Origin of the sequence: Bradyrhizobium sp. SPXBL-02 (assembly GCF_051853065.1) — a bacterium.
Lineage (GTDB): Bacteria > Pseudomonadota > Alphaproteobacteria > Rhizobiales > Xanthobacteraceae > Bradyrhizobium.
The window spans coordinates 7,138,345-7,162,132 of record NZ_CP182474.1; the positions used below are offsets into that span (position 1 = coordinate 7,138,345).

General features: G+C 65.7%; 23 protein-coding genes. 10 read left to right on the forward strand and 13 right to left on the reverse strand.

The features are described 5' to 3' along the window. Positions 1-112 precede the first annotated feature (112 nt). Positions 113-1,468 (forward strand): HlyD family type I secretion periplasmic adaptor subunit, encoded by a 1,356-nt coding sequence (locus ACNJYD_RS33105; protein ID WP_439364505.1) that lies wholly within the window; start codon positions 113-115, stop codon positions 1,466-1,468. Here ACNJYD_RS33105 and ACNJYD_RS33110 read toward each other — a convergent pair. The 4 genes from ACNJYD_RS33110 to ACNJYD_RS33125 all read right to left on the reverse strand — a co-directional run bounded on the left by ACNJYD_RS33110 (position 1,465) and on the right by ACNJYD_RS33125 (position 4,594). Then, positions 1,465-2,241, reverse strand: coding sequence for a helix-turn-helix transcriptional regulator (locus ACNJYD_RS33110; protein ID WP_212259232.1), 777 nt, complete (start codon positions 2,239-2,241; stop codon positions 1,465-1,467). The genes ACNJYD_RS33105 and ACNJYD_RS33110 overlap by 4 nt on opposite strands. A 213-nt stretch (positions 2,242-2,454) precedes the next feature. After that, entirely contained in the window at positions 2,455-3,039 is a 585-nt protein-coding gene (locus ACNJYD_RS33115) for a hypothetical protein (RefSeq protein WP_246571837.1), read from the reverse strand. 503 nt (positions 3,040-3,542) lie between these two features. Continuing rightward, the gene (locus ACNJYD_RS33120; protein ID WP_212259233.1) at positions 3,543-3,965 is read right to left on the reverse strand and encodes a hypothetical protein; all 423 of its coding nucleotides are present in this window, start codon (positions 3,963-3,965) and stop codon (positions 3,543-3,545) included. A gap of 152 nt (positions 3,966-4,117) precedes the next feature. Beyond that, the gene (locus ACNJYD_RS33125) at positions 4,118-4,594 is read right to left on the reverse strand and encodes a DUF3833 family protein (protein ID WP_212259234.1); all 477 of its coding nucleotides are present in this window, start codon (positions 4,592-4,594) and stop codon (positions 4,118-4,120) included. Between the two features lie 246 nt (positions 4,595-4,840). Here ACNJYD_RS33125 and ACNJYD_RS33130 point away from each other — a divergent pair, with 246 nt between their 5' ends. Continuing rightward, positions 4,841-5,110, forward strand: coding sequence for a hypothetical protein (locus ACNJYD_RS33130; protein ID WP_212259235.1), 270 nt, complete (start codon positions 4,841-4,843; stop codon positions 5,108-5,110). A gap of 45 nt (positions 5,111-5,155) precedes the next feature. Here ACNJYD_RS33130 and ACNJYD_RS33135 read toward each other — a convergent pair whose 3' ends face one another. The 3 genes from ACNJYD_RS33135 to ACNJYD_RS33145 all read right to left on the reverse strand — a co-directional run bounded on the left by ACNJYD_RS33135 (position 5,156) and on the right by ACNJYD_RS33145 (position 10,201). Beyond that, positions 5,156-6,097, reverse strand: a complete 942-nt coding sequence (locus ACNJYD_RS33135) for a non-homologous end joining protein Ku (protein WP_212259236.1) — start codon at positions 6,095-6,097, stop codon at positions 5,156-5,158. A 77-nt stretch (positions 6,098-6,174) separates the two neighbouring features. Next, positions 6,175-9,246 carry an EAL domain-containing protein gene (locus tag ACNJYD_RS33140; protein WP_439364506.1) on the reverse strand — a complete coding sequence of 1,024 codons (3,072 nt, stop codon included), beginning with the start codon at positions 9,244-9,246 and terminating at the stop codon, positions 6,175-6,177. A gap of 157 nt (positions 9,247-9,403) precedes the next feature. Beyond that, a complete protein-coding gene (locus ACNJYD_RS33145) occupies positions 9,404-10,201 on the reverse strand; it encodes an adenylate/guanylate cyclase domain-containing protein (RefSeq protein ID WP_439364507.1) in 798 nt (265 codons plus the stop codon). Positions 10,202-10,349: 148 nt separating this feature from the next. Here ACNJYD_RS33145 and ACNJYD_RS33150 point away from each other — a divergent pair, with 148 nt between their 5' ends. From ACNJYD_RS33150 to ACNJYD_RS33160, 3 genes are all read left to right on the forward strand, one after another. Continuing rightward, entirely contained in the window at positions 10,350-10,556 is a 207-nt protein-coding gene (locus tag ACNJYD_RS33150) for a hypothetical protein (RefSeq protein WP_210342456.1), read from the forward strand. Positions 10,557-10,601: 45 nt separating this feature from the next. Further along, the gene (locus ACNJYD_RS33155) at positions 10,602-10,781 is read left to right on the forward strand and encodes a hypothetical protein (RefSeq protein ID WP_172788175.1); all 180 of its coding nucleotides are present in this window, start codon (positions 10,602-10,604) and stop codon (positions 10,779-10,781) included. Between the two features lie 163 nt (positions 10,782-10,944). Continuing rightward, positions 10,945-11,238, forward strand: a complete 294-nt coding sequence (locus tag ACNJYD_RS33160) for a hypothetical protein (protein ID WP_439364508.1) — start codon at positions 10,945-10,947, stop codon at positions 11,236-11,238. Here the strand turns inward: ACNJYD_RS33160 and ACNJYD_RS33165 are convergent. From ACNJYD_RS33165 to ACNJYD_RS33180, 4 genes are all read right to left on the reverse strand, one after another. Next, positions 11,225-12,430 carry an adenylate/guanylate cyclase domain-containing protein gene (locus ACNJYD_RS33165; protein ID WP_212259240.1) on the reverse strand — a complete coding sequence of 402 codons (1,206 nt, stop codon included), beginning with the start codon at positions 12,428-12,430 and terminating at the stop codon, positions 11,225-11,227. The two genes, ACNJYD_RS33160 and ACNJYD_RS33165, sit on opposite strands and share 14 nt — an antisense overlap. 104 nt (positions 12,431-12,534) lie before the next feature. Next, positions 12,535-13,119: a HutD/Ves family protein gene (locus tag ACNJYD_RS33170; protein ID WP_439364509.1), complete on the reverse strand. Its 585-nt coding sequence runs from the start codon at positions 13,117-13,119 to the stop codon at positions 12,535-12,537. Further along, positions 13,094-14,047, reverse strand: a complete 954-nt coding sequence (locus tag ACNJYD_RS33175; RefSeq protein WP_439364510.1) for an alpha/beta fold hydrolase — start codon at positions 14,045-14,047, stop codon at positions 13,094-13,096. The genes ACNJYD_RS33170 and ACNJYD_RS33175 overlap by 26 nt, the downstream gene beginning before the upstream one ends. 178 nt (positions 14,048-14,225) lie before the next feature. After that, complete coding sequence (locus tag ACNJYD_RS33180) at positions 14,226-16,322, reverse strand: adenylate/guanylate cyclase domain-containing protein (RefSeq protein WP_439364511.1); 2,097 nt, start codon at positions 16,320-16,322, stop codon at positions 14,226-14,228. 312 nt (positions 16,323-16,634) lie between these two features. On the opposite strand from ACNJYD_RS33180, the gene ACNJYD_RS33185 reads away from it, so the two are divergent. From ACNJYD_RS33185 to ACNJYD_RS33205, 5 genes are all read left to right on the forward strand, one after another. After that, positions 16,635-16,940 carry a BufA1 family periplasmic bufferin-type metallophore gene (locus ACNJYD_RS33185; protein ID WP_260382328.1) on the forward strand — a complete coding sequence of 102 codons (306 nt, stop codon included), beginning with the start codon at positions 16,635-16,637 and terminating at the stop codon, positions 16,938-16,940. A gap of 37 nt (positions 16,941-16,977) precedes the next feature. Then, a complete protein-coding gene (gene bufB / locus ACNJYD_RS33190) occupies positions 16,978-17,892 on the forward strand; it encodes an MNIO family bufferin maturase (protein ID WP_439364512.1) in 915 nt (304 codons plus the stop codon). Next, entirely contained in the window at positions 17,882-18,664 is a 783-nt protein-coding gene (locus ACNJYD_RS33195; protein ID WP_439364513.1) for an HvfC/BufC N-terminal domain-containing protein, read from the forward strand. The genes bufB and ACNJYD_RS33195 overlap by 11 nt, the downstream gene beginning before the upstream one ends. Next, positions 18,661-19,170, forward strand: coding sequence for a DoxX family protein (locus ACNJYD_RS33200; protein WP_439364514.1), 510 nt, complete (start codon positions 18,661-18,663; stop codon positions 19,168-19,170). The genes ACNJYD_RS33195 and ACNJYD_RS33200 overlap by 4 nt, the downstream gene beginning before the upstream one ends. A 298-nt stretch (positions 19,171-19,468) precedes the next feature. Further along, positions 19,469-20,281 (forward strand): class I SAM-dependent methyltransferase, encoded by an 813-nt coding sequence (locus ACNJYD_RS33205; RefSeq protein WP_439364515.1) that lies wholly within the window; start codon positions 19,469-19,471, stop codon positions 20,279-20,281. A 29-nt stretch (positions 20,282-20,310) separates the two neighbouring features. On the opposite strand, the gene ACNJYD_RS33210 is transcribed toward ACNJYD_RS33205, so the two are convergent. Next, complete coding sequence (locus ACNJYD_RS33210; protein ID WP_439364516.1) at positions 20,311-21,861, reverse strand: L,D-transpeptidase; 1,551 nt, start codon at positions 21,859-21,861, stop codon at positions 20,311-20,313. 234 nt (positions 21,862-22,095) lie between these two features. Continuing rightward, positions 22,096-23,532 (reverse strand): lipopolysaccharide biosynthesis protein, encoded by a 1,437-nt coding sequence (locus ACNJYD_RS33215; RefSeq protein WP_439364517.1) that lies wholly within the window; start codon positions 23,530-23,532, stop codon positions 22,096-22,098. Between the last annotated feature and the right edge of the window lie 256 nt (positions 23,533-23,788).

The window sequence follows — 23,788 nt, forward strand, 5'->3', positions numbered from 1 at the left end:
CTGGAATTCTCTCACCATCTGGAAGCATCCTGCCGTCGCCAGACTTCCCATGATCTGGGACCGGTTCGTACGAGGGCCGTCGCGCCCCACGCCGACCCGACGATCTGGCGTCGTGGTAACCGCAATCGACGATTTCGAGCCTCTGGAATTTCCATGGTGCTCGACGCCTACGCCGACCTCGCCACGCGGAAGGCTTCGCGCTATCACCGTCGCGGGCAATCTGCTGGTGCTCTGCTTCATGCTGGGGCTTGGTACATGGGCGAGCCTCGCGCCTCTCGAAAGCGCCGCGATCGCGTCCGGCGTCGTGGAATCGGAATCGAGTCGCAAGACGATCCAGCATCTGGAAGGCGGTATCGTCAGCAAGATCCTGGTTTCGGATGGCGACATCGTGCGCAGCGGCCAAACGCTGATCGCGCTGGAGGACACCCGGGCGAGCTCGGAGGTGCAGAGCCTTCAAGGCCAATTGTGGGATGCAGCTGCTCGTGCCGCTCGGCTTCAGACCGAGCAGCAGAGATTCGAGAGGATCGCAATTCCGGACGCGCTGGAACAGGACAGCAGGCAGAGCGGAGTGGCCGCCGCTGCACTGTCGGCGCAGCAATTCATTTTCCAGGCGCGCCTGCAGGTCCACGAGTCGCAGCTTGCGGTCATTCGCGAACGAAGGCGTCAAGTCGAAAAGGAGATCGAAGGTCTCACGGCACAGGAGAGCGCCACCGGGCAGCGGGTCGGCATCGTCCGGGAGGAACTGGATATGGTCACGACCCTCGTCAACAAGGGGCTCGAACGGCGGCCGCGACTTCTGAACCTGCAGCGGGAACTGGCCGACGTTGAGGGCCGCCGCGGCGAGATCGCCGCGCAGATTTCCCGCGCCGCGCAAGTCATCAGCGAACAGCAGGCCACATTGTTCAAGCTCGAGAGCGAGAGGCAGAACGAGATCGCACAGTCGCTTCGTGAAGCACAGAACCAGATATTCCAGCTCCGCGAGCGGTTGTTTGCGGCCAGGGACCAGCTATCGCGAACAGAGGTCAAGGCGCCAGAGGACGGCGTGATAACCGATTTGCGGATTCATACAGCCGGCGGCGTCATCGGAGCGGGCGCTCCGCTCATGGACCTGGTACCCCGGCAAGACCGTCTCATCGTGACCGCGCGCCTGAGGCCCGAGGATATCGATGTGGTTCATCCCGGCCTCAATGCCGAGGTTCACCTCGTACCGTACAATCAGCGTCGCGTGCCTCGCCTGATCGGAACTGTCGTGCACGTGTCCGCAGACCGGCTCCTCGACAAGCGCACGGACCAGCCATACTACGCGACCAAAATCCGGATCGATGACGCGCAGATCGTCGCAAACGACATCCAGATCGTCCCCGGCATGCCGGTTCAAGTGTTCATCACGACAGGGCGCGGTACCGTGGCTCTCTACGCGCTCAGGCCCCTGCTCGACTGCTTCCGTAATGCATTCAGAGAGGACTAAGTCTCCTGCATCGGACCTGCGCCGGGGTCGTGCCCCTGCGACGGCAACCGGCCGCGCCAGCGCAGCACGGCTTCCGTCCGATTGTGCGCAGCACATTTCCTCATGATGTGCTGGATGTGCATTTTGACTGTGCTTTCCGACAGGTTCAATTTGGCGGCGATCAGCTTGTTGGGCAGGCCGAGCGCCAATTCCGCCAGAACCTGTTGCTCACGAGGCGTGAGATCCGGCACGCTCCTTTCGATAGTCACTCCGGCTCCCTCGTTCACAAGAGATGCGCGCGCAAGCCCGCGCGCATCTGGCGGCTCGAAATCCGGTATCCTGTTCATCCCGGCGACGGGCAACGGCCTGTAGACGCCGCCGACAAGGACAAGGCGCAGGCCAGCTATGGCAATCTCGATCGGCAGCGAGGTAGAAAGAAAGCCGCGCACACCCCGCTGCATCGCGGCCTGCACGGTCGGCTCGTCGTCATGGTTTGACAGAATTGCAACGGCGGCGTTGGGACAACACTCCGCAACGAAGGCGAGACTTCCCTCAACCGAGGGATCGTCGATGGGCTTGTCTGCGATACTCAGCACCACCAGACGAACATCGCGGGTTGATGTGCAGTCCAGGCTTTCGACCGTTGCCATGTCTAGGATCTCGAATTCCGCCAATTCCCGCCTGAGGACGTTCAGAATACATGTGCGAGGCAACAGGAGCGGTTCGACGAGCACCAGAACCGGCAAGTGAAGTGACCCATCGAGCCGCTTTGAGGAGTTGGTTATGTCGTCCATGATTTCCTCGAGATAAAAAGAGCTTCCGCGATATTCCCATTCCCTATTGCTTGTCCCCTGCTGCTGCATTCATCCTGAATGATCATCACGAGAGCGGCGCAGTGCCGCCGCCAGTGCCTTGTCCACTGCGGTTTAACTGGCGCCTGGGTGGAAATTCTTTCCGCTCAAATTCATTTCGGCGCGGACCGCGCGCTGCCGCAGCCGACGCATTCCCTAATTGCAGATATTTCTATAGGCCGTTGACGCCGCCGACCCCGACTTGCCGTCGACGACATATGCTTCATCCTCCTTCACGAGATAAAGAAACGGTCTCTCTGCGGTCTCGCCCCCTGATGCGCTTCCTCCTTTCACACGCCCGCAAATCGTATCCACGGGGCGTCCGAGCGTGTTCTTTCGCATCGTGCGCTTCATTTCGGTGAATTCGGCCGATCCTGGATCCTCCATCTTCGTCGCGATGGTGACCTTCGCCTTTTCTAGGACAGGATCTGAGTCTTCCGCGGGCCGTTCGGATGCTGGGACGCTGGTCCTCGTCCGCAGTGACGCCGCTTTGGCGAGGTCGACCGATCCGCTCTTCTTTGGTGATGATTTCTTGCCGGACCTTCCCGGAGTTGCAGAATTCGGTTTGACGATCACGGGATCCGGCGCCAGTGCCGTCGGCGTTGGCTGCGGGGATCGGGCGACCGCAACCCGGTCGAAACAGGGTCGTGACGCACACCCAAGGAAATACCCTCGGGAAGGCGCGAACCAGCCAAAGCCGATCAGGACTCCTGCCAGCACTCCAACAAAAAGCAGTCCCATCCGATTCCCCTCCCTGGGAGCTCGGCTCGCACTCGTAACTAGGACTAATTCCGCGCTGGTGATCCATCTGTTGCGCAAAAGCGTTAAACGCCCATTAAGCGCGCAGCGGCGCGATTTGGTCCGCTCTTGGACCTCTCTGCAACTTGCGTGTTCGAACGTCCGCCTTGCACCACCAAAAGCTGCCGATCACCGGCGCGTGGCACAGCCACGCAGAGGCCCGAAGGGCGAAGCGCGGTGTCCGGCATAGCTGGAGCGCAGCGGAAGCGACGACGGACTGTTGCGGCGAGCTTCAGCTAGGAGAGCCAGCGACACACATTAGAAGCGAAGCGAGTGAAGGCTGCCGTGCCCAATGAGGTTTCTTATCGTTTGAATTTCCGCTCGATGACTGGAAGTGCCGGAGTATCGATTTCGTCAAGTAGCGTGGTGGCACTGGAGAGCATTCCAAAACTGCTGCTGTTGTCTTGGCACGAGCAGAGATGTTCGGTGCGGACCTCAATCCCGCTTCAGGACGCGTTCGCCCTCGCCCGTTCGAGGGCTTCGCGGCGGCGCTCTCGGCGCTCGCGCCGCCGCTTGGCACGGTCAGCTGGCTGCGGCAGCGGGGAAACGGGAGCACGCTCGAACACCGGTGGGGACGTCTCATTGACCACGGACGCGAGGCTTGGCTCGCTTGGTGCCGGGCGGGCTTCCATGAACTCCAAGACGTCTCGCCCCTTGGAGGTGAGTCTCCAGCCACCGCTGATGCGCTCGACCAGGCCTTGCGAAAAGATGTCGAGGTCCGGCACCCGGCTGGCGAGACGCCTCGTCCGGTCGGCCCAATCGCGGCCACTGGTCGCCAGGATGGCCATGTCGCGCTTGAGGTCTTCCATGACGGCAAAGCCGTCCGGATAGCTCACCAGGATCTTCAAAACCGTAACCTGGAAATTCACGCCCCCGCCCCCGCTCTGGACCAATCAGCGCCAGAAGATCCCTCCCGGGAAACGCCCACCGTACTTTGCTTCGGTGCCTTCGCGATTCAAAAATGTTAAGTTCAAGAAAGAAGGGCGCGCAGGGGAGCAGGGCTGCAGCCGCGTCGCCCTAACTAAAGCTTCCGATAAGTCACATGCGCCGTCGCGAACGGAATGCCCGCGCGCCCTGCACTGCCGCGCACGATGCAGGCGCGGTCGTCGATCGCATAGAGCCAATCATCGAAGTTCAGCTTGAACGACTTTCCATCGCCTTGGGGCGTGTCGCGCGTGTAGGTCCAATGAAATGCACAACCGGCCTGCTCGCCGGTGGCTTCGCCTTCCAGTCGGTTCTCATGGCCGGTGTATTGACCCTCGCCCAGCTTGTGGATCGTCCAGCGCAGCGTGTCGCTGTGGCCGTCATCGAAGGTGTAGGTTTCTGTCAGGACGACAGTGTCGGTGTCCGCGTCCAACTCGCCATGCGCCGTGATCGTCGCCCGCTTCAACAGCCCGCCGATGAGGCTTTCGACCACCGCCCATCCGTCCAAGCGGCCGACGAAGAACTGCTCAGGGAGAAACACCGGCGTGGTGCCAGCGAACGCATCAATGGCCATGGCTTTTCCTCCGAAACCGATGGCGACATAAGTCGCCTCTCGGCACCGGGTTCCCCAGCTGGGACCCGCCTGGCTCGGTCGCGTGCTTGCGGCGCATGCAGACCCCGCGTCAACACTTCGCCTTCTCCACAGCCCGCCGGAACACGTGGACAAGATCAGCCCCGCCGTTCGGGAATCCCTGACCCGTGCTAACCGCCGGGAACGAGCGGGCGGTAGCGCGGATTCGTCCCGCAGGAGCGATCTCGCATGCTGATGACCAGGGAAAGACGTCCGGCGATCCGGACCTTGCGCGGATGGGCCATTCATGTGCTGCAGGAGGCTGGCGCGATCAACGAATGCGAGGAGCACGGCTGGGCCAAGGATCGTGCCGACCCGCACGCTCGGAAACGCGCGGTCGCGCTTGCGCGCCAGGATCCACCGGACGGCGTCGCCGCCGATCAGGCCGTCGCTGAGATCAACGATGTCCTCGATTCGATCGGCGATACCTGTCCGGAGTGCCCTGACGAGGGCCTTTGAGGCGTCCGGCAAGGACCTTCGCGTACCGCGGACGATGAAGATGCTTCATGCCGATTTCCGCCGCGCCCCTGCCGCCGGCTTCTTAGCGGACGACTCCTTGGCGGCCGCCTTCTTGCCCGCGATCGGCATCAGCATCTCCTTCTGGCCGGCCGCCGCCTTCCTCGGCTTCTTGGCTGGCTTGTCTGCCTTCGCAGGCGCGGCCTGCTTCCCGGCTTCCTTGCCGACGCTTCGCCGCAGCGCCTCCATGAGGTCGACGACGTTCTCGCCCTTCGGCCGCTCCTTCGGCCGGATCACCTTCCCGGCGCGCTTTTCGTTGATCAGCTCGATCAGCGCGGTCTCGTAATGATCCTCGAACTTGTCGGGTTCGAAGCGTCCGGCCTTCTGGTTGACGATGTGCCGGGCGAGATCGAGCATGTCCTTGGTGACTTTCACGTCCTGGATGTCGTCGAAATAGTCCTGCTCGCTGCGCACCTCGTAGGGGTAGCGCAACAGGGTGCCGACCAGGCCCTTGTCCATCGGCTCCAGCGCGATGATGTGCTCGCGGTTGGTCAGCACCACCCGCCCGATCGCGACCTTGTCCATCTCGCGGATGGTCTCGCGGATCACCGCGAAGGCGTCGTGGCCGACCTTGCCGTCGGGGCGGATGTAATAGGGGCGGATCAAATAGCGGGGGTCGATATCCGACCTGTCGACGAACTCGTCGATCTCGATAGTGCGGGTGGACTCCAGCGCGATCTCCTCGAGCTCTTCCTTGGAGACCTCGATGTACTGGCCCTTCTCGAGCTCGTAGCCCTTGACGATGTCCTCGTTCGGCACCTCGTCGCCGGTTTCCGCATCGACTTTCAGGTACTTGATACGGTGGCCGGTCTGCCGGTTGAGCTGGTTGAACGAGATCTTCTCGCTCTCGGACGTGGCCGGGTAGAGCGCCACGGGGCAGGTGACGAGGGACAGTCTCAGGAAGCCTTTCCAATTGGCGCGCGGGGCCATTTACGCAGAACTCCGGTTCGAGGCGGCTTGGATTCAAGACGAACGGCCGGCCCGGGTTCCGACATCGGGAGCGACAATTAAGACGCCGCCCGCCTCACCTTCTCCGCCGCCGCCTCCAGCCGCCGCGGCCGCCCCAAGAGATAGCCCTGCATCTCGTCGCAGCCTTCCTGGACGAGGAGCGACATCTGGGCCTCGGTCTCGATGCCTTCGGCGAGGACGGGGACGCCGAGGCCGTGGGCGAGGCCGATCACGGCGCGGACGATGGCGAGCGAGCGCTCGCTCTGGCCGAGAGCGGCGACGAAGGAGCGGTCGACCTTGATCCGGTCGAGAGGAAACGCTTCGAGATAGGACAGCGACGAATAGCCCGTTCCGAAATCGTCGAGCGCGATCAGGATGCCGAGCGACTTGAGCGACTGCATCGTCCGCCTGGCGCGCGGCACTTCCTCGATCAGGACGCCTTCGGTGATTTCGAGCTCGAGCCGCGCGGCCGGCAGCCCGCTCTCGCGCAGCGCCCTTCGGACCTGCGCATCGAGGTTTTCGCGGCGGAACTGGGCCGCGGAGACGTTGACGGCGACCCGCAGCGGCTGATCCCATGACGCCGCCTCCCGGCACGCCTCCATCAGCACCCAATCGTCGATCTGCGCGATGGCGCCGCTCTGCTCCGCGATCGGGATGAACTCTCCGGGAGGAATGACACCGCGCAACGGATGCCGCCAGCGCACCAGCGCCTCGTAAGCCATCAGCGTGCCGTCCCGATGATGCTGCGGCTGGTACTCGAGATAGAACTCGCCCCGCTCCACCGCGAGGCGCAGATCGTGCTCCAGCGCGCGGCGGTCGCGCAGCTGCTGGTCCATCGCGCTGGTGAACAGGCGGATGGCTCCCCTGCCCTCGTGCTTGGCGCGATAGAGCGCGGCATCGGCGTTTGCGAGCAGCGAGGCGGCGTTGTCCGCATCGCGCGGATAGAGCGCAACGCCGACACAGAGGTCGATCTTGAGCGCGTGGCCGTCGACCTCGATCGGGCGCTCGAATTGCGCCCGCATGCGCGTCGCGAGCAGCTCGGCGGTCGCCGGCAGCGGCAGCTCATCGGTGACGCCGATGAACTCGTCACCGCCGACGCGCGCCACGTAAGCTCCCTGCGCGGCCTCCTGCAGCCGGCGCGAGGCTTCGCGCAGCACGGCATCGCCGACGGCATGACCGAAGCGGTCGTTGATCGCCTTGAAGTGGTCGAGATCGATACAGAGCACCGCGAAGGCGCCGTCCGTGATCTCCGCGCGCTCGATGGCATCGCCGAGATGCTCACCCAGCGCGGCCCTGTTGGGCAGCTCCGTGAGCGCGTCGTGGCCCGCGAGATAGCTCACCCGCTGTTGCGCCCGATTGCGCTCGGTGACGTCGAAGGCAACGCAGACATGGGCCGGACGGCCCTCATAGACCAGCGGCCGGGATTCGATCACGACCTGGATAGCCTCGCCGTCGGCGGTCCTGTGCAATTCGTAGTCCTGCTCTGCGTCCTGTCGCTCGCAATATTCGAGCTGGCGTTCGGACATCGCGAGCAGGTCGTGGCGGGAATAGCCGTAGTGCCGGCACATCGCGCCATTGACGGCGATGAGGCGCCGCCGCTTGGCGTCGACCACCCACATCGGAAGCGGGTTCTCCTCGAACAGCAGGCGGAACGAGGCCTCGCGGCGCTTGAGGTCGGTGATGTCGATGCGGACGCCGATGCTGCCGCCATCGCTGGTGCGCCGTTCCTCGACGCGGACCCAGCGGTCGCCCGCCAGATGCTGCTCGTGCGAATGGTGCGGCAGCGCGTGGTGCGCGAGGCGCTCGGCGAGCCACGCCTCCTCGCGCCCCGCCGCGTCCGGGTATTGTCCCGCGGCAAGGCCGGTTCGAAGCATGGTTTCGAACGGCGTGCCGGCCGCAAGCGCTTCCTGGCTGGCCGTGTAGAATTCGGCGTATTGATGATTCCAGAGCACCAGGCGATCGTCCTTGTCGAAAACGGCAAGTCCTTCGGGGACGACGTCGAGGGCTTCGGTCAGATGGGTGTGAGCGGCGCGGGCGGCGGCTTCGGCCTGCTCGGCCGCAGTCTTGGCTTCCGCAAGCGCCATCTCGGTTCGATGACGCTCGGTGATATCCTCGTGGGTGGCGACCCAGCCCTTGCCCTCCATCGGGCGATGCTTGATCCGCACGATCCGGCCGTTGGTCAATTCCACGGTGGTATCCGAATTCTCGGCGCTCACCGGAGCGCTGTTGCGCCAGACCAGATAGTCCTGCTTCGACATCTTCGGCGCGCTGCCGGCCGAATAGCGGAGATCGACGATCTCGGTCAGCTTCATGCCGGGCCGGACCAGCTTCGGATCCAGATCGTAGATCTCGAGATATTGCCTGTTGCAGACGATCAGGCGCTGATCGTCGTCGAAGAAGCAGAGGCCATGGGACATGTTGTTGAGCGCCCGGTCGAAGCGCTCGGCGAAGGCGGTCGCGGTCTGCTCTGCGGCCCGCGCGCGGTCACCCTCCTCGGACAGCCGTCCGTGGGTCTCGACCAGCTTCACGAAGGAACGGAAATTGGTGTTGATCATCCGGGCGAGCAGAGCGAGCAACACCAGGAGATTGATCCCGACCGAGACCAGCATCCCCTCGCCCGAGAGCAAGAGGAGCGTGGCGATCGGTGCGCCGGCGATGATCATCGTCAGCCGCGTCGCGGGCGGAAAGCTGCCGAGGCAGTAGGCGGTGCCGACGCAGCCCATGAAGAGAAGCAGCGAGACCGACGCGCGCAGACCGGGATCGACGACCATGAACAGCGCCAGGATCCAGATCACGAAGCCGGAGCTGAGCACCACTGTGGCGGTGCGAACTCTTGCAAGCTCGAGATACGCCTCCTCGGCGGTGAAATCGGCCTTCTTGAGCCGCAGCCACTGGGCGAGCCGGAACAGACAGGCCGCCAGAAGGGCGGCCGGCAAGGCAAATCGCAGCCACGCCGATATCGTGTTGGGAAGGACCAGCCCGACGCTGATGCTGTTGACCAGGAGCATGGCGTAGAGAACGGGCACCTGCTTGCGCAAAACCCGGAACTGTTCGACCAGCAGCGCACGGCCGAGCGGATCGCTCGTGTCGCCCACGGAGAAGGAGTCGCGAAGCCGCGCGAAGAAGCCCATTAAATTTGCCCCAGCCGCCGTGAAGGCTAGGGCAGGAGTGGCGAAGGACCCGTAAAGGCGCTTGGTATTTTTAGGTTTAACGGAATGTCGGAAACACTGGGACGTCGATCATCTCGGTTCCCGAAATGAAACCTCGGGGCTCGGCAAAGAGCCGCCCTCACCCCTCCACCCGCCACAGCCTCCACCTTTCCGGCACCCCCTTCAGCCGGTGCACGCCGTGATCGCGCAGGCCGATCGCCGCTTGCGTCGTCATCAGCTCCTTCACCGCGCTCGACACCAGGACCTCGCCGGCGCGCGCTTTCGCGGCAATACGGGTGCCGATGTGGAAGGCGAGGCCGACCATCTCGCCGCCGCTGATGGTGTATTCGCCGGTGTGCAGGCCAACCCTGATCTCGAGGCCGAGCGTGCGCACGGCTTTCTGGATCGCGCTGGCGCAGGCGATGGCGGCGGCGGGCTTCCTGAAGGTCGCCAGCACGCCGTCGCCGGTGGTGACGACCTCCTTGCCGCCGCACGTCTTCAGCTCTTTGCGGACCGCCGCGTAATAGTGGCCCATCACCTTGGTCCAGCGCGCATCGCCGAGCTTGGCCGCCTTCGCGGTGGAGCCGACGATGTCGACGATCAGGATGGTGGCGAGCGCCTGCTTGAGCTCGGCGCCGCGCGCGGCCGACGGCCGCCGGTTCGCGATCGCGCCGGTCAGCGGCTCATAGCGATGGCTGCGGCGCCGCGCGATCGCGGCTTTGGTGTAGTCCTGCGCGGCTTGCGCACTGCCGCAACGAACGGTCTTCTCCTGCGGCAGGCGCGACCAATAGACCTTGCGCGCAGCACCTGTGCCATGCACCTCCACCGCGCCCCATTTCAGGAAGACCGCCGAGCCGACCCGCCTGACGCACCACGCCTTCGACGTGTATCCGGAGACGTTGGACTGATGGACACCGATGCGGAGGAATTTGGGCATGAAGGCGCGGCCGATGGAAGGACCGTTGGACGATGTGCGCCAAGCCTATTCGGAGAGTTCCGCATCGGCAATAGGCGCTCGGTTCTCTGGCCAACCGATTGGCACTTTCTGCGGCAAGGCGCGTTGCGGTGTTTTCGAGGAGGCGCAGATGACCAAGACGAAGGCTGCCCACGCGCAAGACGCAAAGATCCCGACGCAAGCAGCGCTCAATCCCGGTGACGAAGCCCCGCCCGGAACCAAGGGCACCGGCGAAGACGTCTGTCCCGATTGTCACGGCAAGGGGCGCATCGATGGCGCGCCTTGCGCGACCTGCGGCGGGAGCGGCACCATCACGCGGGCGGTCGGCGGCGCCTGACGCCGCCTCGTGTGTTTTCCGCAACTGGATGCAGTGAGGCGCGCCATGAACAAGACGACCGGACTGACACCCGACGATTTTCCGATTGAAGCCGACAAGGACAAGCTGAAGACCCACAAGGGCGAGCCGGTGGCCTCGGCCGAGACCGAGCAGATCGCGGACGAGCTCGCCGACCGGCTGAACGAGCACGCGCACCAGGAAGAGCAGGATCGCTGGTCGGCGTAGTTCAGCGGGTTTGCGGCCGCCGAAGGATTTGGAACGACCACGCGCTGCCGCGCATTGGCCTTTCGCCGGCGTCTCACCATTCCGGCAAATGGCGGCCCCGGCTCAAAGCCCCGCCCCCGGACCGCCGGGTCGGGGCCGCCTGGGGCCGAGCACAGGAGCGGACATGAAAGTACTCGTCATCGCAGGGCTCATCGCGGCTCTCGCCTCGTCCCCTTCCGCCTTCGCGCAAAGCGGCGCGGGTGCGTCGAGGACGGGCTCGAGCATCAATTCGACCGGCACCGGCGGCACCACCGGCGCGGGCGCCTCCAGCCTCAATACCTCGTCGGACGCCAACAGCGGCGGCGCGAATGCACCGGCGAAGTCGTCAACGATGAGGCCGGGCGACAACGATCCGGCCAGGCAAACCCAGGGCGGCCAGCAGGCCCTGCCGAACACCAGCGGAACTAACCGGAAGTAGCGCGAGCCGGATAGGCATACAGCTCGATCGGAGCGTTGAAGCCGCGCACCTCGTGGCTGCCGACATGCTCCAGCGCGAACTGCTTCTCGACCAGCTCGGCGAAATCGCGTGACAGCAGCACGTTCCTGCCGAGCGTCTTGGTCAGTGTCTCCAGGCGGGAGGCCATGTTGACGGCCGGGCCGATCACCGTGAAGTCGAGCCGCCTGGCCGATCCGATATTGCCGTACATGACGTCGCCAACGTGGACGCCGATGCCGTAATTCAGCGGCGCGCGGCCGCTTCCGCTGTTCCGCTCGTTGAGCGCGGCCATGGCTCCCCTCGCCTCCCCCACCGCGTGCAGCAGATTGGCGCAGGCGTTCGGCTGATGCAGCGGGAAGATGGCGAGCAGCCCGTCGCCGATGAATTTGAGGATCTCGCCGCCGTGCCGCGCGATCGGCTCCGACATCGCGTCGAAATAGTCGTTGAGCAGGTCGATCACGTCGTCGCGCGGCCAGTTGTCGGAGATCTTGGTGAAGTCCCTGAGGTCGCAGATCATGATCGCCGCGCGCACCGTCGTGCCGCTGCCGCGCCTTGTGGCGCCGGCCAGGATCAGCTCGCCGGCATGCGTGCCGACATAGGTCTCCAGCAGCGTGCGTGCCAGGCGATTCTTGACGCGGATCTCGCTGACCAGCGCCAGCACCGGCAGCAGCTTCTTCAGGCCGGCGATGTGGGCGTCCTCGAAGCCGCCGGGCCGGGCGGTCGCGAAAGTGACGATGTGGCGCTTGCCGAGCGTATGATAGAGCGGCCAGGCGACATAGTCGGTCAGGCCCTTGGCCCGCATCTCGTCATAAAGGGCGTGCTTGCGGCGATGCGCGGAATCCTGCGCGAGCCGCTCGCGCACCTCGGCGGCGCCGTCATGGATCTCGTTGGCGGCGCTGCCGATATATTCGGATCGCTCGCGCACGTCGTAGTCGACCAGCGCAATCTCCGCCTCGCGCATCCCGTCGGACCACATCATCCGGGCGCCCAGCCATTGCGGGTGATTGATCAGTACATGGAGCGTCGCGCGCTGCACCGGAATGCCCGCCTGCTGCAGGCGGATGCACATCTGCGCGAAGATGTCGTCGATGTAGCGCTCGTCGCGCGTACCGTTGGTCAGCCAGTCGATGACGCCGTCGGCCTGCGTGGGGGCGTATGTATCTGGCGCATTCATATCCTGCCCCTCGAGCTGCGGTCTTTAACGAAGCAGATATCGTGCGCCGGCCGAGCGGCGTCAACCTAGCCAGTTGCACGGATTGTGCGCATTGGTCTGAAGTTCTACCCCAAAAGCCGGATCGACCCCAGCACCGCCAGGCCCGAGACGAGCACGAGCTGCGACGGCCCGGCCAGCTCGAGCTTCAGCGTGCCGGTGCGGGGAATCGCAAAATCCTCATGGTCGAGACGGATGCGGCATTCGCCGCGCGGGGCGTAGACCAGATGCGTGCCGGTGGCGAGCGGCCTTTCGCCGGGCTCCTTCAGCGCGAGGAGGTCGATCTCCGCCGCACCGCGCCGCGCCATGAGGTTCACGACCTCGACGGGACCCGCCTCGAGCTCGGTCACGATCTCGAGCTCGCCGGTGAAACGCACCGTCGTAAAAGGTTCACGTTCGTCGAAGTCCCGCGTCGGCGACTTCAGCACCAGCCCGCGTCCCTCGACCACCATCTGCAAGCGGTCGATGCCGGGCATATGGGAGAAGGGACCGGGCGCAAGAATCGGGGTCGACGCAAAGCGCCAGAGCAGGCTGTCCCAGTCCTTCCGCGGCGCATCGGCCCGATGAGCGTCGGCGATGTCGGTGAAGATGCCGCCGCCATTCTTCCACGGCGAGCGGGTGTAGCTTTCAGGATTGAGCAGCGTTGCCTTCATGGAGTCCCCTGATGCGATGAGGTTGCGGAGCATCGTCGCGCCCGTCCAGGAACGGCGCGGCCGCCTTGCGCACAACGTCCAGATGCGTGAACAGCGAGACGTGACCGCCGTCGGGGAGCGCCAGCACCTTCGCCTGCGGGATTGCGCGGCAGGCGTTCTCGGCATGCGAGAACGCCACCACGTCGTCGGCGCGGCCGTGCACGACGAGAGCAGGCGCCGAGACCGTTCCTGCGGGCAATTGCTCCAGCGCGGCAAATTGCGCGATGTCGTTGACGGTCCCGGGGATCCGGGCGTGCAGACGCTCGAGCACGCTCGACTGCAAGGTGCGCAACAGCAGGCCAGCCTCGGGATGGCGCAAGGTTCGCTCGCGCATCGCGTGGTCGGGAATCGCGCGGCGCGCACCGGATTGCGGATTGCGTTCAGCCCGCCACTTCAGGAGCCGAGGCAATCCGGGAAGACGCGCAAGATGGCGCATCATGCGCAGCCGCCCGGCGATGTCCGGCGGCGTTTGCAGTCGTCCCGTGCAGGCCGACACCAGCACCAGCGAACGGCAGCGCGAGGGATGCCGCGCGGCAAATTGCAGCGCCGAGGGGCCGCCGGCCGAGACCGCGACGACCGCCACGTTGGAGATCCCGAGCGCATCGAGCAGCTCGCGATAGAGATCAGCCTGCTCGTCGGGCGAGGCACCGAGCTCCAGGCGCGAGCCGAGATAGCCCGGGCGAGACACGGCCACCACCCGCTTGTCGCCGAGCGTCGAAGTGAGCGCTCGCGCGAGCAGCCAGGATTGGTCGTGGCCGCCCATGCCACCATGAATGGCGAGGATGGCGGGCCCCTCGCCTGCGACCGCGCATTGGACGATCCCGCGGGAGGTCTGCACCGAGACCGGAGCAGGCCCGGCGAGCGGCAATGCATCCGGATTTGCGGTCATGTCGCGCCTTCCACGCCTCGGGTGCGCCGGGCCTTGAGATGACGCAGAAGCTTCGCGGGACGCTGACGCCTGGGTGAACTGCAGACCCAGGCGATCCCTTACAATAGGGCCCCGGCGAGCTCAAGGGCTCGGCCTGCGGAATGCGCGGCACGCGCATGACGTCGCAAAATCCGCGCGGCTATTTCGACGTCAATGCCGCCACAGGCCGCCATGTGACGTCGGGCGCAGCTGCAGCGAGCCGGCGGCAGCGGTCACGCATCAGCTCGCCCGGACGATCGTCGCCGCGTTGCCTCAGCACGGCCTCGAAATCGGCGAGTGCGTCGGCAAATCGGCGCGCGCGATAGGCGGCGAGACCTCGTTCGTAATCCGCGATCCAGCCGATCGTGCCGCTGCCCGCCGCATTATCGTTCACCATCCCGATCAGCTCGTGAACGGACAGCCCCTCCTCGCGTCCGTAAACCGCGATGCTGTCGACCTCGCGCGTGACGACGGCGCCGCGCGCCAGGCGTTCGGTCGCCGCGCCGATCAGGATTTGCGTGCCGTAAGATTTGTTGGCGCCTTCGAGCCGGCTCGCAACGTTTACGGCATCGCCGATCACGGTGTAGTTCAGCCGCAGCTCCGAGCCGATATTGCCGACCAGCATGCGGCCGGAATTGATGCCGATGCGGATCTGGAGCGGCTGGCCGAGATCGTCGACGAGGCCCGATTGTTCGACCGCAAGGCGGCAGGCGAGCGCGGCGCGGCAGCATCGCGCGGCGTGATCGTCTTGCGGCTGCGGCGCGCCCCAGAACGCCATCACGGCATCGCCGATGAACTTGTCGATGGTCCCGCCGTTGGCGACGATGATCTCCGAGGTGAGGTCGAGATAGCGCGACAGCAGCGGCACCACGCGATCGCCGAGCCGCTCCGACAGCCCGGTGAAGCCGGCAATGTCGATGAACATCACGCTCAGCTCCTGGATGCTGCCGCCGGGCCGGGCCTCGACACCCTGGCGCAGCAGGCCGCGGACGAGATCCGCCGGGATGAACTTGCGGAAGGCGGACAGGCCGGCCGCCATCTCCGCGATTGCACCCGACAGGCTCGCGATCTCCTTGAGCCGCGACGGATGGCGACGAACCTGCTCCAGCGCGAAGGCTTCGACATGGCGCAGCTCGCCGACGACGCGCGACAGCGGCGCGGCGATGACGGACCGCGCCAGCATCGCCGAGGCCAGCGCCGCGAGCACGGCGCCGACGGCAAGACCGAGGATCAGGCGGTGCAATGTCGTCTCGACCGGTCCGAGAAATTCGGCCTCGGGGATCACGGTCGCGAGCGACCAGCCGGGAAACGGCAGTGGCGTCAGCGCAACCTCATAGGCCGCGCCGCCCGAGGTGAGCCGGCTTCGCCAGGCATCCTTGCGGCCGGCCTCCCCCGCCTGGTCGAGCGCTGCGCGCGCCAGCGGCAGCAGCGTCGTGTCGCCGCGCGCCGGATGGAGCTCGTCGGCGTCCTTGTCGGGCGCTGCGACGAGCTCGCCGCTGCCGTCGACGATGAAGGCCGTGCCGGTGCGCCCGACCTCCAGCTGCGACAGGAAGCGCGCGAGCCTGGTATATTCGATGATGACGGCAAGCACACCTTGCCGTTCCTGGTAGACGTCGATCGGTCCGGCGAAAGCGATCGAAGGGCGCTCGCCGGTCGCGTGGTCCATCACCCTGAACCATTGCGGGTCGTCCGCGCCGAGGCCGGCCTTGAACCAGGCCTGATCGGCGACGCGGAAATCGGTCGGCTCGAAGCGGCGGTTGGCGAACTCGATGTCGCCGGGCACCACGTCATATTCGTCGACGCGGCGCTGCCCCGGATGATCCGTCAGCGAGATCTCCATCATCTCCAGGCGCCGATCGCCGAGCTTGTGCGCGGCGAAGAAGGAGCCGTCGGGCCAACCGAACGCGACCCAGGAAATCGTCGCCTGCGATTGCAATTGCGAGAGAAAGACGAACTCGCGCTTGTCGGCCTCGCGGGTGTCGAGCACGTTCTGGAGGAACAGGGTGCGGATCGCGGTGTGCGCGGCCCGCGCCTCGTCGACGATGGCCGAGACTTCCTTGCGCACCGCCGCCACGATCTGCTCGTTGATGGTCGAGGCGAGCTGCCGGCTGGCCGCCTCCGCCGTGCGCCACCACAGCAGGCTGGAAAGCGCCGCGGTCAGCAGGATCGCCGTGAGGACCAGCGCGGACACAGCAAGGCGGATGCTCACCGTCATCCTTGCGATCGCACGAAGCTGGCGTCCGGGATCGACGTTCATGGTTGTATCCGCCTTTGGGTGGGCACGGCTCCTGTCATCGCTCTACGCAGATTTCCTACCGTCCGTTACCTCTGCCAAGTTTGGTAGGACGCATCCAATGCTCTCGCTCTAACGTGTCGATAGCGCCAAGGCATTGGCTTTACGCCGTCGCTTGCCCGCTAATCCCCACCCAAGCGCACCGCCCGTGCGCCCGACCCACTCGGTCTCACGGATTCGTGAGCAGCCCGCCGTAACGCGGGCGGCGCGCGGAGCGAAGGAGACCATGCGCGCATCCCCGCCCAGGCGATGCCACTTCGAACAGGAGAACCTCTGATGTCTGTCAAACATGCCGTGACCTCTCTCGTCCTCGCCGGTGCGGTGTCGACCGCGCTCGCAACCCTTGCCTCCGCCGGCCCTCTGACCAAGGCCGAAGCCGATGCCGCCGTCGCCGCCAAGAAGGAGAAGTGCTTCGGCGTCGCCCTGAAGGGCCAGAACGATTGCGCGGCGGGACCGGGCACGACCTGCCAGGGCACCTCGACCGCCGACTACCAGGGCAATGCCTGGAAATTCGTCCAGGGCGGCACCTGCACCAGCATCGAGCTGCCGGGCGGCAAGAAGGGTTCGCTCAAGCCGGTGTAACGGCCGGCGCAACGGGAAGGGCGAACGGAGCAGCACGATGAGCACAATCAAGCCGGCCCTGCCAGCAGCGCTGCCGCTCCGCTTCGCAACGCCGATCGGCGGCGTTGCCGGAACGAGCTTCAAGCCCGAGCACCTCCCGGCAATCCTCCAGGCGAAGGCTCGGCGCGGCTTCTTCGAGGTCCACGCCGAGAACTACATGGGCGCCGGCGGGCCGCCGCATCGCGCGCTGGAGGCGATCCGCCGCGATCATCCGCTCTCGCTACACGGCGTCTGCATGTCGATCGGCGGACCCCGGCCGCTCGACAAGGCGCATCTGGCACGCTTCCGCGGCCTGGTCGCGCGCTATCAGCCCGCGCTGGTCTCCGAGCACCTCGCCTGGTCGACACATGAGACCAGCTTCTTCAACGATCTGTTGCCGCTGCCCTATACCGAAGCGACGCTGTCCTGCGTCTGCGATCACATCGACCAGGTGCAGGAGGCGCTCCGCCGGCCGTTGCTCTTGGAAAACCCGTCGACCTATCTCGCCTTCCGCGAATCCTCGATGCGCGAGACCGAATTCATCCGCGCCGTTGCGGAGCGCACCGGCTGCGGCCTGCTGCTCGACGTCAACAACGTGTTCGTCTCCGCGACCAACCATGGATATTCGGCGCTCGACTACCTCGCTGATTTCCCGCTGTCGCGTGTCGAGGAAATTCATCTCGCCGGGCATGCCGAGCAGGCCGACGACGAAGGTGACCTGCTGTTGATCGACAGCCACGACGGCCCGGTCGCGGACGCCGTCTGGAAGCTCTACGAAATCGTCATCCAACGCCGCGGGCCGGTGCCGACGCTGATCGAATGGGACAGCAAGATTCCGGACTGGCCGGTGCTGCAAGCGGAGGCCGCTGCTGCACAGGCGATCCTCGACCGCCGTCAGTCCGCAGCAATGGCAGCAGACCGTCATGCTGCCTGAACCCGGCTTGTCCTTTGCTGCATCGTTCGCGCCGGCGCTGCTGGATCCGGCACGCAGCACGCCTGAGCTGGTCACCGGCCCCAACGGCAAAGCCGCTGGCCGGCGCTACGACGTCTACCGCAACAACGTCACGGTCAGCCTGATCGACGCGCTGGCCGCGATCTATCCGGCGGTGCAGCGCATCACCGGCACCGACTTCTTCCGCGCGATGGCGCGCTTGCATGTGCGCAGCCATCCGCCGACATCGCCGCTGCTGTTCGAATACGGCCGCGACTTCGCCGAGTTCATCGAAGCTTACGAGCATGCGCAAGATATGCCCTGGCTCGCCGACGTCGCGCGTCTCGAACGGGCCTGGCTCGATGCCTATCACGCCGCCGACGCAACCCCGCTGTCGCCGGCCCGGCTCGTGGCGGTGACACCCGATCGCTTGGCTGATCTGGTGTTCATTCCGCACCCGGCCGCACAATGCCTGCGTTCGGACTACGCCGCCGTGACGATCTTTGCGGCCAATCGCGACAACGCACCGGTCATGCGGATCGATGCTTCGACGCCGGAGGATGCCCTGATCACGCGAGGCGCGTTCGACGTCGCCATGCGCCGCCTGCCACCCGGCGGCGCGGTGTTCGCGCACCTTCTCATGTCAGGGCGACCGCTCGGCGAGGCCGCGGCGGCGGCGCTGGAGACTGCAAGCGAATTCGACATTGCCGCGAACATCGCCGGGCTGATGGAAGCCGGCGCCTTCACCTCGCTCTGTTGCGGAGACCCATCATGATCACGGACCAGCACATGACGACCGCCAGCGGCCTGCCCTCGCCCGGAGCAATCATCGACAGAGCCAATCATCTCGTGCAGACGCTCGCGACGCCATCGCTGGTCCAGCTGGTGCTGCGCCTCGCGCTGGCCGTGCCATTTTGGCGCTCGGGCCTGCTCAAATGGGGCGGCTTCCTCAAGCTCAACGACACCGCGGTGACGCTGTTCAGCGACGAATTCATGCTGCATCTGCCGGGCGGGCCCTATCACTTTCCGGCACCGACGGTGATGGCCTTCCTCTCGGGCTGCGGCGAGATCATGTTCCCGATCCTGCTGGTGCTGGGGCTCGGCACGCGGTTCGCAGCGCTCGGGCTGCTGTTCATGACGGTGATCGTCGAGCTCACGGTGCCCGATGGCTGGCCGATCCACCTCACCTGGGCAGCGATGGCACTTGCCCTCATGGCTTACGGGCCGGGGCACATCTCGCTCGACCATCTTGTTTGTCGTGCGCGGTCGCACGGGCGATGAGCCTGCGATCTTATCTATCCACAGCACTCCGTCATCCTGAGGTGCGCGCCCTTGCGCGCCTCGAAGGATGAGCTGCAAGCGTCTGTGGCCCATCCTTCGAGGCTTCACCTTGCGATGCGATGCATCGCAAGGCGAGCACCTCCAGCGACAACTGCTTCGCAGTTGCGCAGGGATGACGGCTGCGGGTGTGATGAGCGTAGCTACATCCCGCTCAGGCCGCTATCGACCGCGAGGTGCTAGCCCTGGCGGGAAACCATGGTAGCCTGCACCTCGTGTTCGAACCTTCAGCGAGGCTAGCATGCCCGACACTGACAAGGTCTTCGCCGGCTCGATTCCGAAAATCTACGACGAGTATCTCGTCCCGATGATCTTCGCCGTCTATGCGGAGGACATGGCTCGGCGCGTCGCCGCACGCTCTCCCTCCGTATTGCTCGAGATCGCCGCGGGCACCGGCGCCGTGACGCGTGCCGTGGCGGCGGCGCTGCCGCGCGGCGTTCGCTACGTTGCAACCGATCTCAACGAGCCGATGCTCGCGGTCGCAGCGCAACGCCAGTCGGATGACGATCGCATCACCTGGCGCCAGGCGGACGGGATGGCCCTGCCCTTCGGCAATGCCGAGTTCGACGTGGTCTGCTGCCAGTTCGGCGCGATGTTCTTTCCGGACCGCATCAAGGCCTATGGAGAGGTGAAGCGCGTCCTGAAGGGCGACGGCACGTTCGTGTTCAATGTCTGGGATCGCATCGAGGACAACGTGCTGACGCATGAAGCCACGGCCGCGCTCGGAAAGCTGTTTCCCGACGATCCGCCGCGTTTCATGATCCGGACGCCGCACGGCTATCACGACAAGGCCGTCATCAGGGGCGATCTCGAACGAGCGGGCTTCCGCGACATATCGATCGAAACCCGATCCGAAATCAGCCGCGCGCCGTCAGCCGAGTACGTCGCCATTGCGCTCTGCCAGGGCACGCCGCTGCGCAGCGAGATCGAGGCACGGGATGCCGGCAAGCTTCAGGCCGCAACCGAGATCGTTGCCGAGACGATCCGGACGCGCCATGGGTCCGGTCCGGTCGAGGGCAAGATCCAGGCGATCGTGATCGAGGCCCGCCCGTAGCCGCGGACGTCGGCCGACGCGGCGCGTCCTTACCAGAAGCCCCGCTGCATCGGCTGCGCCGGCTGATAATACTGGTACTGGCTGCGCCGGCGCGGGTTGGCCGGCTGGACGTAGGGATCGCGCTGCTGGAAGAAGAAGCCGAAGCCGTTATTGTCCCAGCCGTCATCGCTCGCGATCATCGCAGGCGCGGTCGGCTTGCGCGTGATGAAGCCGCCTTGCGGCTCGTTGCTCAGCACCGCGACGAACTCGGTCCGGTAATTGGTCTCGCTGCTCAGCGGCTCGTCCGAGATGATGATCGAGGAGCGCGGCAACGCGGTCGGCCCGATGCGGTCCCACACGTCCTGCGGGATGGTGATGCGGTCGAGCGCGTTGCGAGCCTCGTCGCCGTTCTCGATCGTGACCACGCTCCAGCGCAAGCCGGTGCCGGTCTTGGCCATCGCCGTGAAGATATGCGTGCCGATCGGCTGCTCGGGATTGCGGATCGTGACGGGGACCTCGATGCTGGTGTCGAACACCTCGCCGCCGCCGTCGGGCGCCGGCTTGTGCGTGTTCCGCCGCACGTAGAGCTTCTGCGTCGCGCGGCTGACGTAGACCGAGACCGGCTCGCCGGCGAGCTTTGCGTCGGTCGCCAGCTTGACGGCCTCGGTTTTTCTGGCCGCAGCGGTCTTCGCGGCTTCCTTGGTCGCGGCCACCGCATCGCGCTTCGGCTGCGCGGCGGCCCTGGCGGCGTCGAGCTGCGTCGCCGCGTCGGCAGCCTTGGCTGCCGCCTTCTGCTTCAGCTCCTCGGCCTTGGCGCGGGCCTGATCGTTCCTGGCATTCGCGAGCGTCTTGTCGGCGAAGGCAAGCTCGGCATCGGCGCGGGCCTTCTGCTGTTCCAGCTTGCGCAGCGCGGCCGGGAGCGAGGCGGCTTCCTTCGCGGCGGCGGACGCAGCCTTCTTGGCCTCGTCGGCCGCCCTTGCGGCCTCCTCGGCCTCGGCGGAGAGCTTGTCGGCCCGAGCAGGCACGGCCGCGATGGCCTCCGGCTTCGGCACGAACAGCGAGGGGTGAGAGAAGTCGGTCGGGACCGAGTCATACGGCGAGATGATCACGCGCATCCCGAGATAGGTCTTGTCGAACAGGTTCTCGGCGAAGCCGAACGGCATGCGCACGCAGCCGTGCGAGGCGGCGTAGCCGGGCAGCGGTCCGCCATGCAGGGCGATGCCGTTCCAGGTGATGCGCTGCATATGCGGCATCCAGGCATCGTCATACATCGTCGAGCGGTGCTCCCTTTCCTTCTCGACGATGGCGAACACCCCGGCCGGCGTCTCGCGGCCCGTGGTGCCGGTCGATACCGGCGCGCGCAGGATCCAGCCATCGGCATCGTAGAACGTGACCTGCTGGCTCTTGATCGACACGATCGCCATGATCGGCTCGCCAGCCACACGCTGCGCCACCGCCTCGGCCACCTGGCGCGGCTGCTTGGCCGCAATCGCCGGGGCCACCGCTGCAAGGGTCGCCGCCGCCACGAGCGCCATGATTCCGGCAGGCCCCCGGCGCCCCACCGCCCTGATGGATTGCGCCGTCGTCGATCGGTTTTTCATGCCATCCTCGGTCGAACTGCCAGTCGGCTGGTGTCGCTCACGTGCCAGATTGGAGTCATTGCATTAAGAAATCGCAGCCGCCTTACGTTCCCTCTGTGGCGAGATTCGGCACTTCCGGCGGCAAATCTCTCATATACGACGCCTCGCCCAGGCGGAAGGCGGCCTTCAGCCGAGGCTGGCCCGAAGCTGGTCTGGACCACTGCGGCAGAATGTCCGATCAGCCGCCCACGGCGGCTAGACGCCCAACGCCTTGCGGTTCAGCGTTCGCAGTACACGCAGCGACAAGGTTCGCACGTTCGCAACATTGAGCAGCCAGGCCGCAGCCGCATAGGCAAGGCCGCCGGCGAGGCTGACGATGACGAGCGATGCGAGGCCGGTGCCGCCCGCTTGCGAGCGCGCCAGCAGAATTGCCGCCGCCATCGCGGCTGCGGAGGCGGCAACGCCGGCGAGGCGATTGAGCTCGAACGGGACCGGATGGGCCCGATGCATCAGGACGAGTGCGACGAGGAAGCCGATCGCCTCGGTTGCCAGCGTCGCCAGCGCCGCGCCGTACAGGCCGTAGCCGCCGATCAGCGCGAACATCAGGATCACACTGACCACCAGCGTGAGAAAGGATTGCGCCGCCAGCATGAACGGCCGCTCGGCGAGCTGGAAGCTGATCTGCACGTAGAACTGATTGGCGATGCCGAAAAGCCGCGCGAGCACCAGGGTCGGCAGCAGCGCCGAGACGCCGGCGCGGAAGTCGATGCCGACGAGCGTGCCGGCCACCTGGTCCGCGGCGAGCGCAAGCCAGACCGCGACGGGCGCCACGACGACGAGCAGGAGCTCGAGGCTTTCGGTCAGCCGCTCCCGCGTCGTCTCGCCGTTATTCTCGGACAAGGACCGGAACACCAGCGGCACGGTCGCGGCGGCGACGCTGGATGCGATCATGACCATGAACTGGCGCGGCAGATCGGCGGCAACGCCGAAAATGCCGGCAGCGTCCTTGCCGAGCAGATAGGCGACGATCAGCCGGTCGCAGGCCGAATAAACTGCGACGGAGAGGCCGGCCAGCGTCAGCGGCAGGCCATAGCGCGCCAGCTGCATGAACTGGCTGCGCTGGAAGCGCGCAATCCTGGTGCGGTCGCCGACGAGATTGAGGATGATGCCGGCGAGCGACCCCAAACCGAATGCGGCGAGCAGTCCCAATCCACCCCAGCCGAGCCAGATGCCGAGCAGACCGAAGCCGACGCTGGAGACGCTGCGCACGATCGAGATCGCCGCGAAGCGGTAGGGCCGCAATTTGGCGCGCTCGAACTCCTGGCCGACATCGACCGCGTTGGCCATGATCGCGACGAACATGCTGGCGAGCAGCAGCTCGACGCTGACATCGCTGCGGAACAGGACAATCAACGGCGTGGTGGCGCAGAGCACCGCGACAGTCAGGGCAAAGGCGACGATCGCCGTGCCGCGAAAATCGACCTCCGCCGACATCGCCTGATAGCGCGACACCGACAGCTTGATCCAGGCGAAGAAGATCGCACCCAGAATGCCCGCAAGGCTGATGCCGACCACATAGACGCCGTACTCCGCCGGGCTCAGCAGCCGCGTATAGGCCGTGACGGCCAAGAAGCCCACCGCCGCAGGCAGGATGTAGGCGACGAGATAAATCGAGAAATGGCGGTTCAGCATGCGAGCACGGGACCGGCAGCGGTCTTGCGAGTGTGGCGAGGCTCGATCCAATTGGATCTTGGCGGGCGAACGAACTGCGCCGCAGCATCCCTCAAGAGTGTCACATAAGTCTGCAGATCGGGCGGCGAATGCGGCGTTGGAGCGGCTTTCGCGCGTTAGCGTTAAATTTGCCCTGTGCTGAACGGGCGCATGGATCAGGGAAAAGAAACCATGTTTCCCGGCGTTTTTCGCTTCCGGGTCCCTTTTTACCCGCCCT

Bases quoted from the DNA above. Each gene is read 5' to 3' on its own strand.
- ACNJYD_RS33110 (WP_212259232.1), bottom strand. From the start codon at position 2,241: ATGGACGACATAACCAACTCCTCAAAGCGGCTCGATGGGTCACTTCAC.
- ACNJYD_RS33115 (WP_246571837.1), bottom strand. From the start codon at position 3,039: ATGGGACTGCTTTTTGTTGGAGTGCTGGCAGGAGTCCTGATCGGCTTT.
- ACNJYD_RS33125 (WP_212259234.1), bottom strand. From the start codon at position 4,594: ATGGCCATTGATGCGTTCGCTGGCACCACGCCGGTGTTTCTCCCTGAG.
- ACNJYD_RS33130 (WP_212259235.1), top strand. From the start codon at position 4,841: ATGCTGATGACCAGGGAAAGACGTCCGGCGATCCGGACCTTGCGCGGA.
- ACNJYD_RS33135 (WP_212259236.1), bottom strand. From the start codon at position 6,097: ATGGCCCCGCGCGCCAATTGGAAAGGCTTCCTGAGACTGTCCCTCGTC.
- ACNJYD_RS33140 (WP_439364506.1), bottom strand. From the start codon at position 9,246: ATGGGCTTCTTCGCGCGGCTTCGCGACTCCTTCTCCGTGGGCGACACG.
- ACNJYD_RS33145 (WP_439364507.1), bottom strand. From the start codon at position 10,201: ATGCCCAAATTCCTCCGCATCGGTGTCCATCAGTCCAACGTCTCCGGA.
- ACNJYD_RS33150 (WP_210342456.1), top strand. From the start codon at position 10,350: ATGACCAAGACGAAGGCTGCCCACGCGCAAGACGCAAAGATCCCGACG.
- ACNJYD_RS33155 (WP_172788175.1), top strand. From the start codon at position 10,602: ATGAACAAGACGACCGGACTGACACCCGACGATTTTCCGATTGAAGCC.
- ACNJYD_RS33160 (WP_439364508.1), top strand. From the start codon at position 10,945: ATGAAAGTACTCGTCATCGCAGGGCTCATCGCGGCTCTCGCCTCGTCC.
- ACNJYD_RS33165 (WP_212259240.1), bottom strand. From the start codon at position 12,430: ATGAATGCGCCAGATACATACGCCCCCACGCAGGCCGACGGCGTCATC.
- ACNJYD_RS33170 (WP_439364509.1), bottom strand. From the start codon at position 13,119: ATGAAGGCAACGCTGCTCAATCCTGAAAGCTACACCCGCTCGCCGTGG.
- ACNJYD_RS33175 (WP_439364510.1), bottom strand. From the start codon at position 14,047: ATGACCGCAAATCCGGATGCATTGCCGCTCGCCGGGCCTGCTCCGGTC.
- ACNJYD_RS33180 (WP_439364511.1), bottom strand. From the start codon at position 16,322: ATGAACGTCGATCCCGGACGCCAGCTTCGTGCGATCGCAAGGATGACG.
- ACNJYD_RS33185 (WP_260382328.1), top strand. From the start codon at position 16,635: ATGTCTGTCAAACATGCCGTGACCTCTCTCGTCCTCGCCGGTGCGGTG.
- bufB (WP_439364512.1), top strand. From the start codon at position 16,978: ATGAGCACAATCAAGCCGGCCCTGCCAGCAGCGCTGCCGCTCCGCTTC.
- ACNJYD_RS33195 (WP_439364513.1), top strand. From the start codon at position 17,882: ATGCTGCCTGAACCCGGCTTGTCCTTTGCTGCATCGTTCGCGCCGGCG.
- ACNJYD_RS33200 (WP_439364514.1), top strand. From the start codon at position 18,661: ATGATCACGGACCAGCACATGACGACCGCCAGCGGCCTGCCCTCGCCC.
- ACNJYD_RS33205 (WP_439364515.1), top strand. From the start codon at position 19,469: ATGCCCGACACTGACAAGGTCTTCGCCGGCTCGATTCCGAAAATCTAC.
- ACNJYD_RS33210 (WP_439364516.1), bottom strand. From the start codon at position 21,861: ATGAAAAACCGATCGACGACGGCGCAATCCATCAGGGCGGTGGGGCGC.
- ACNJYD_RS33215 (WP_439364517.1), bottom strand. From the start codon at position 23,532: ATGCTGAACCGCCATTTCTCGATTTATCTCGTCGCCTACATCCTGCCT.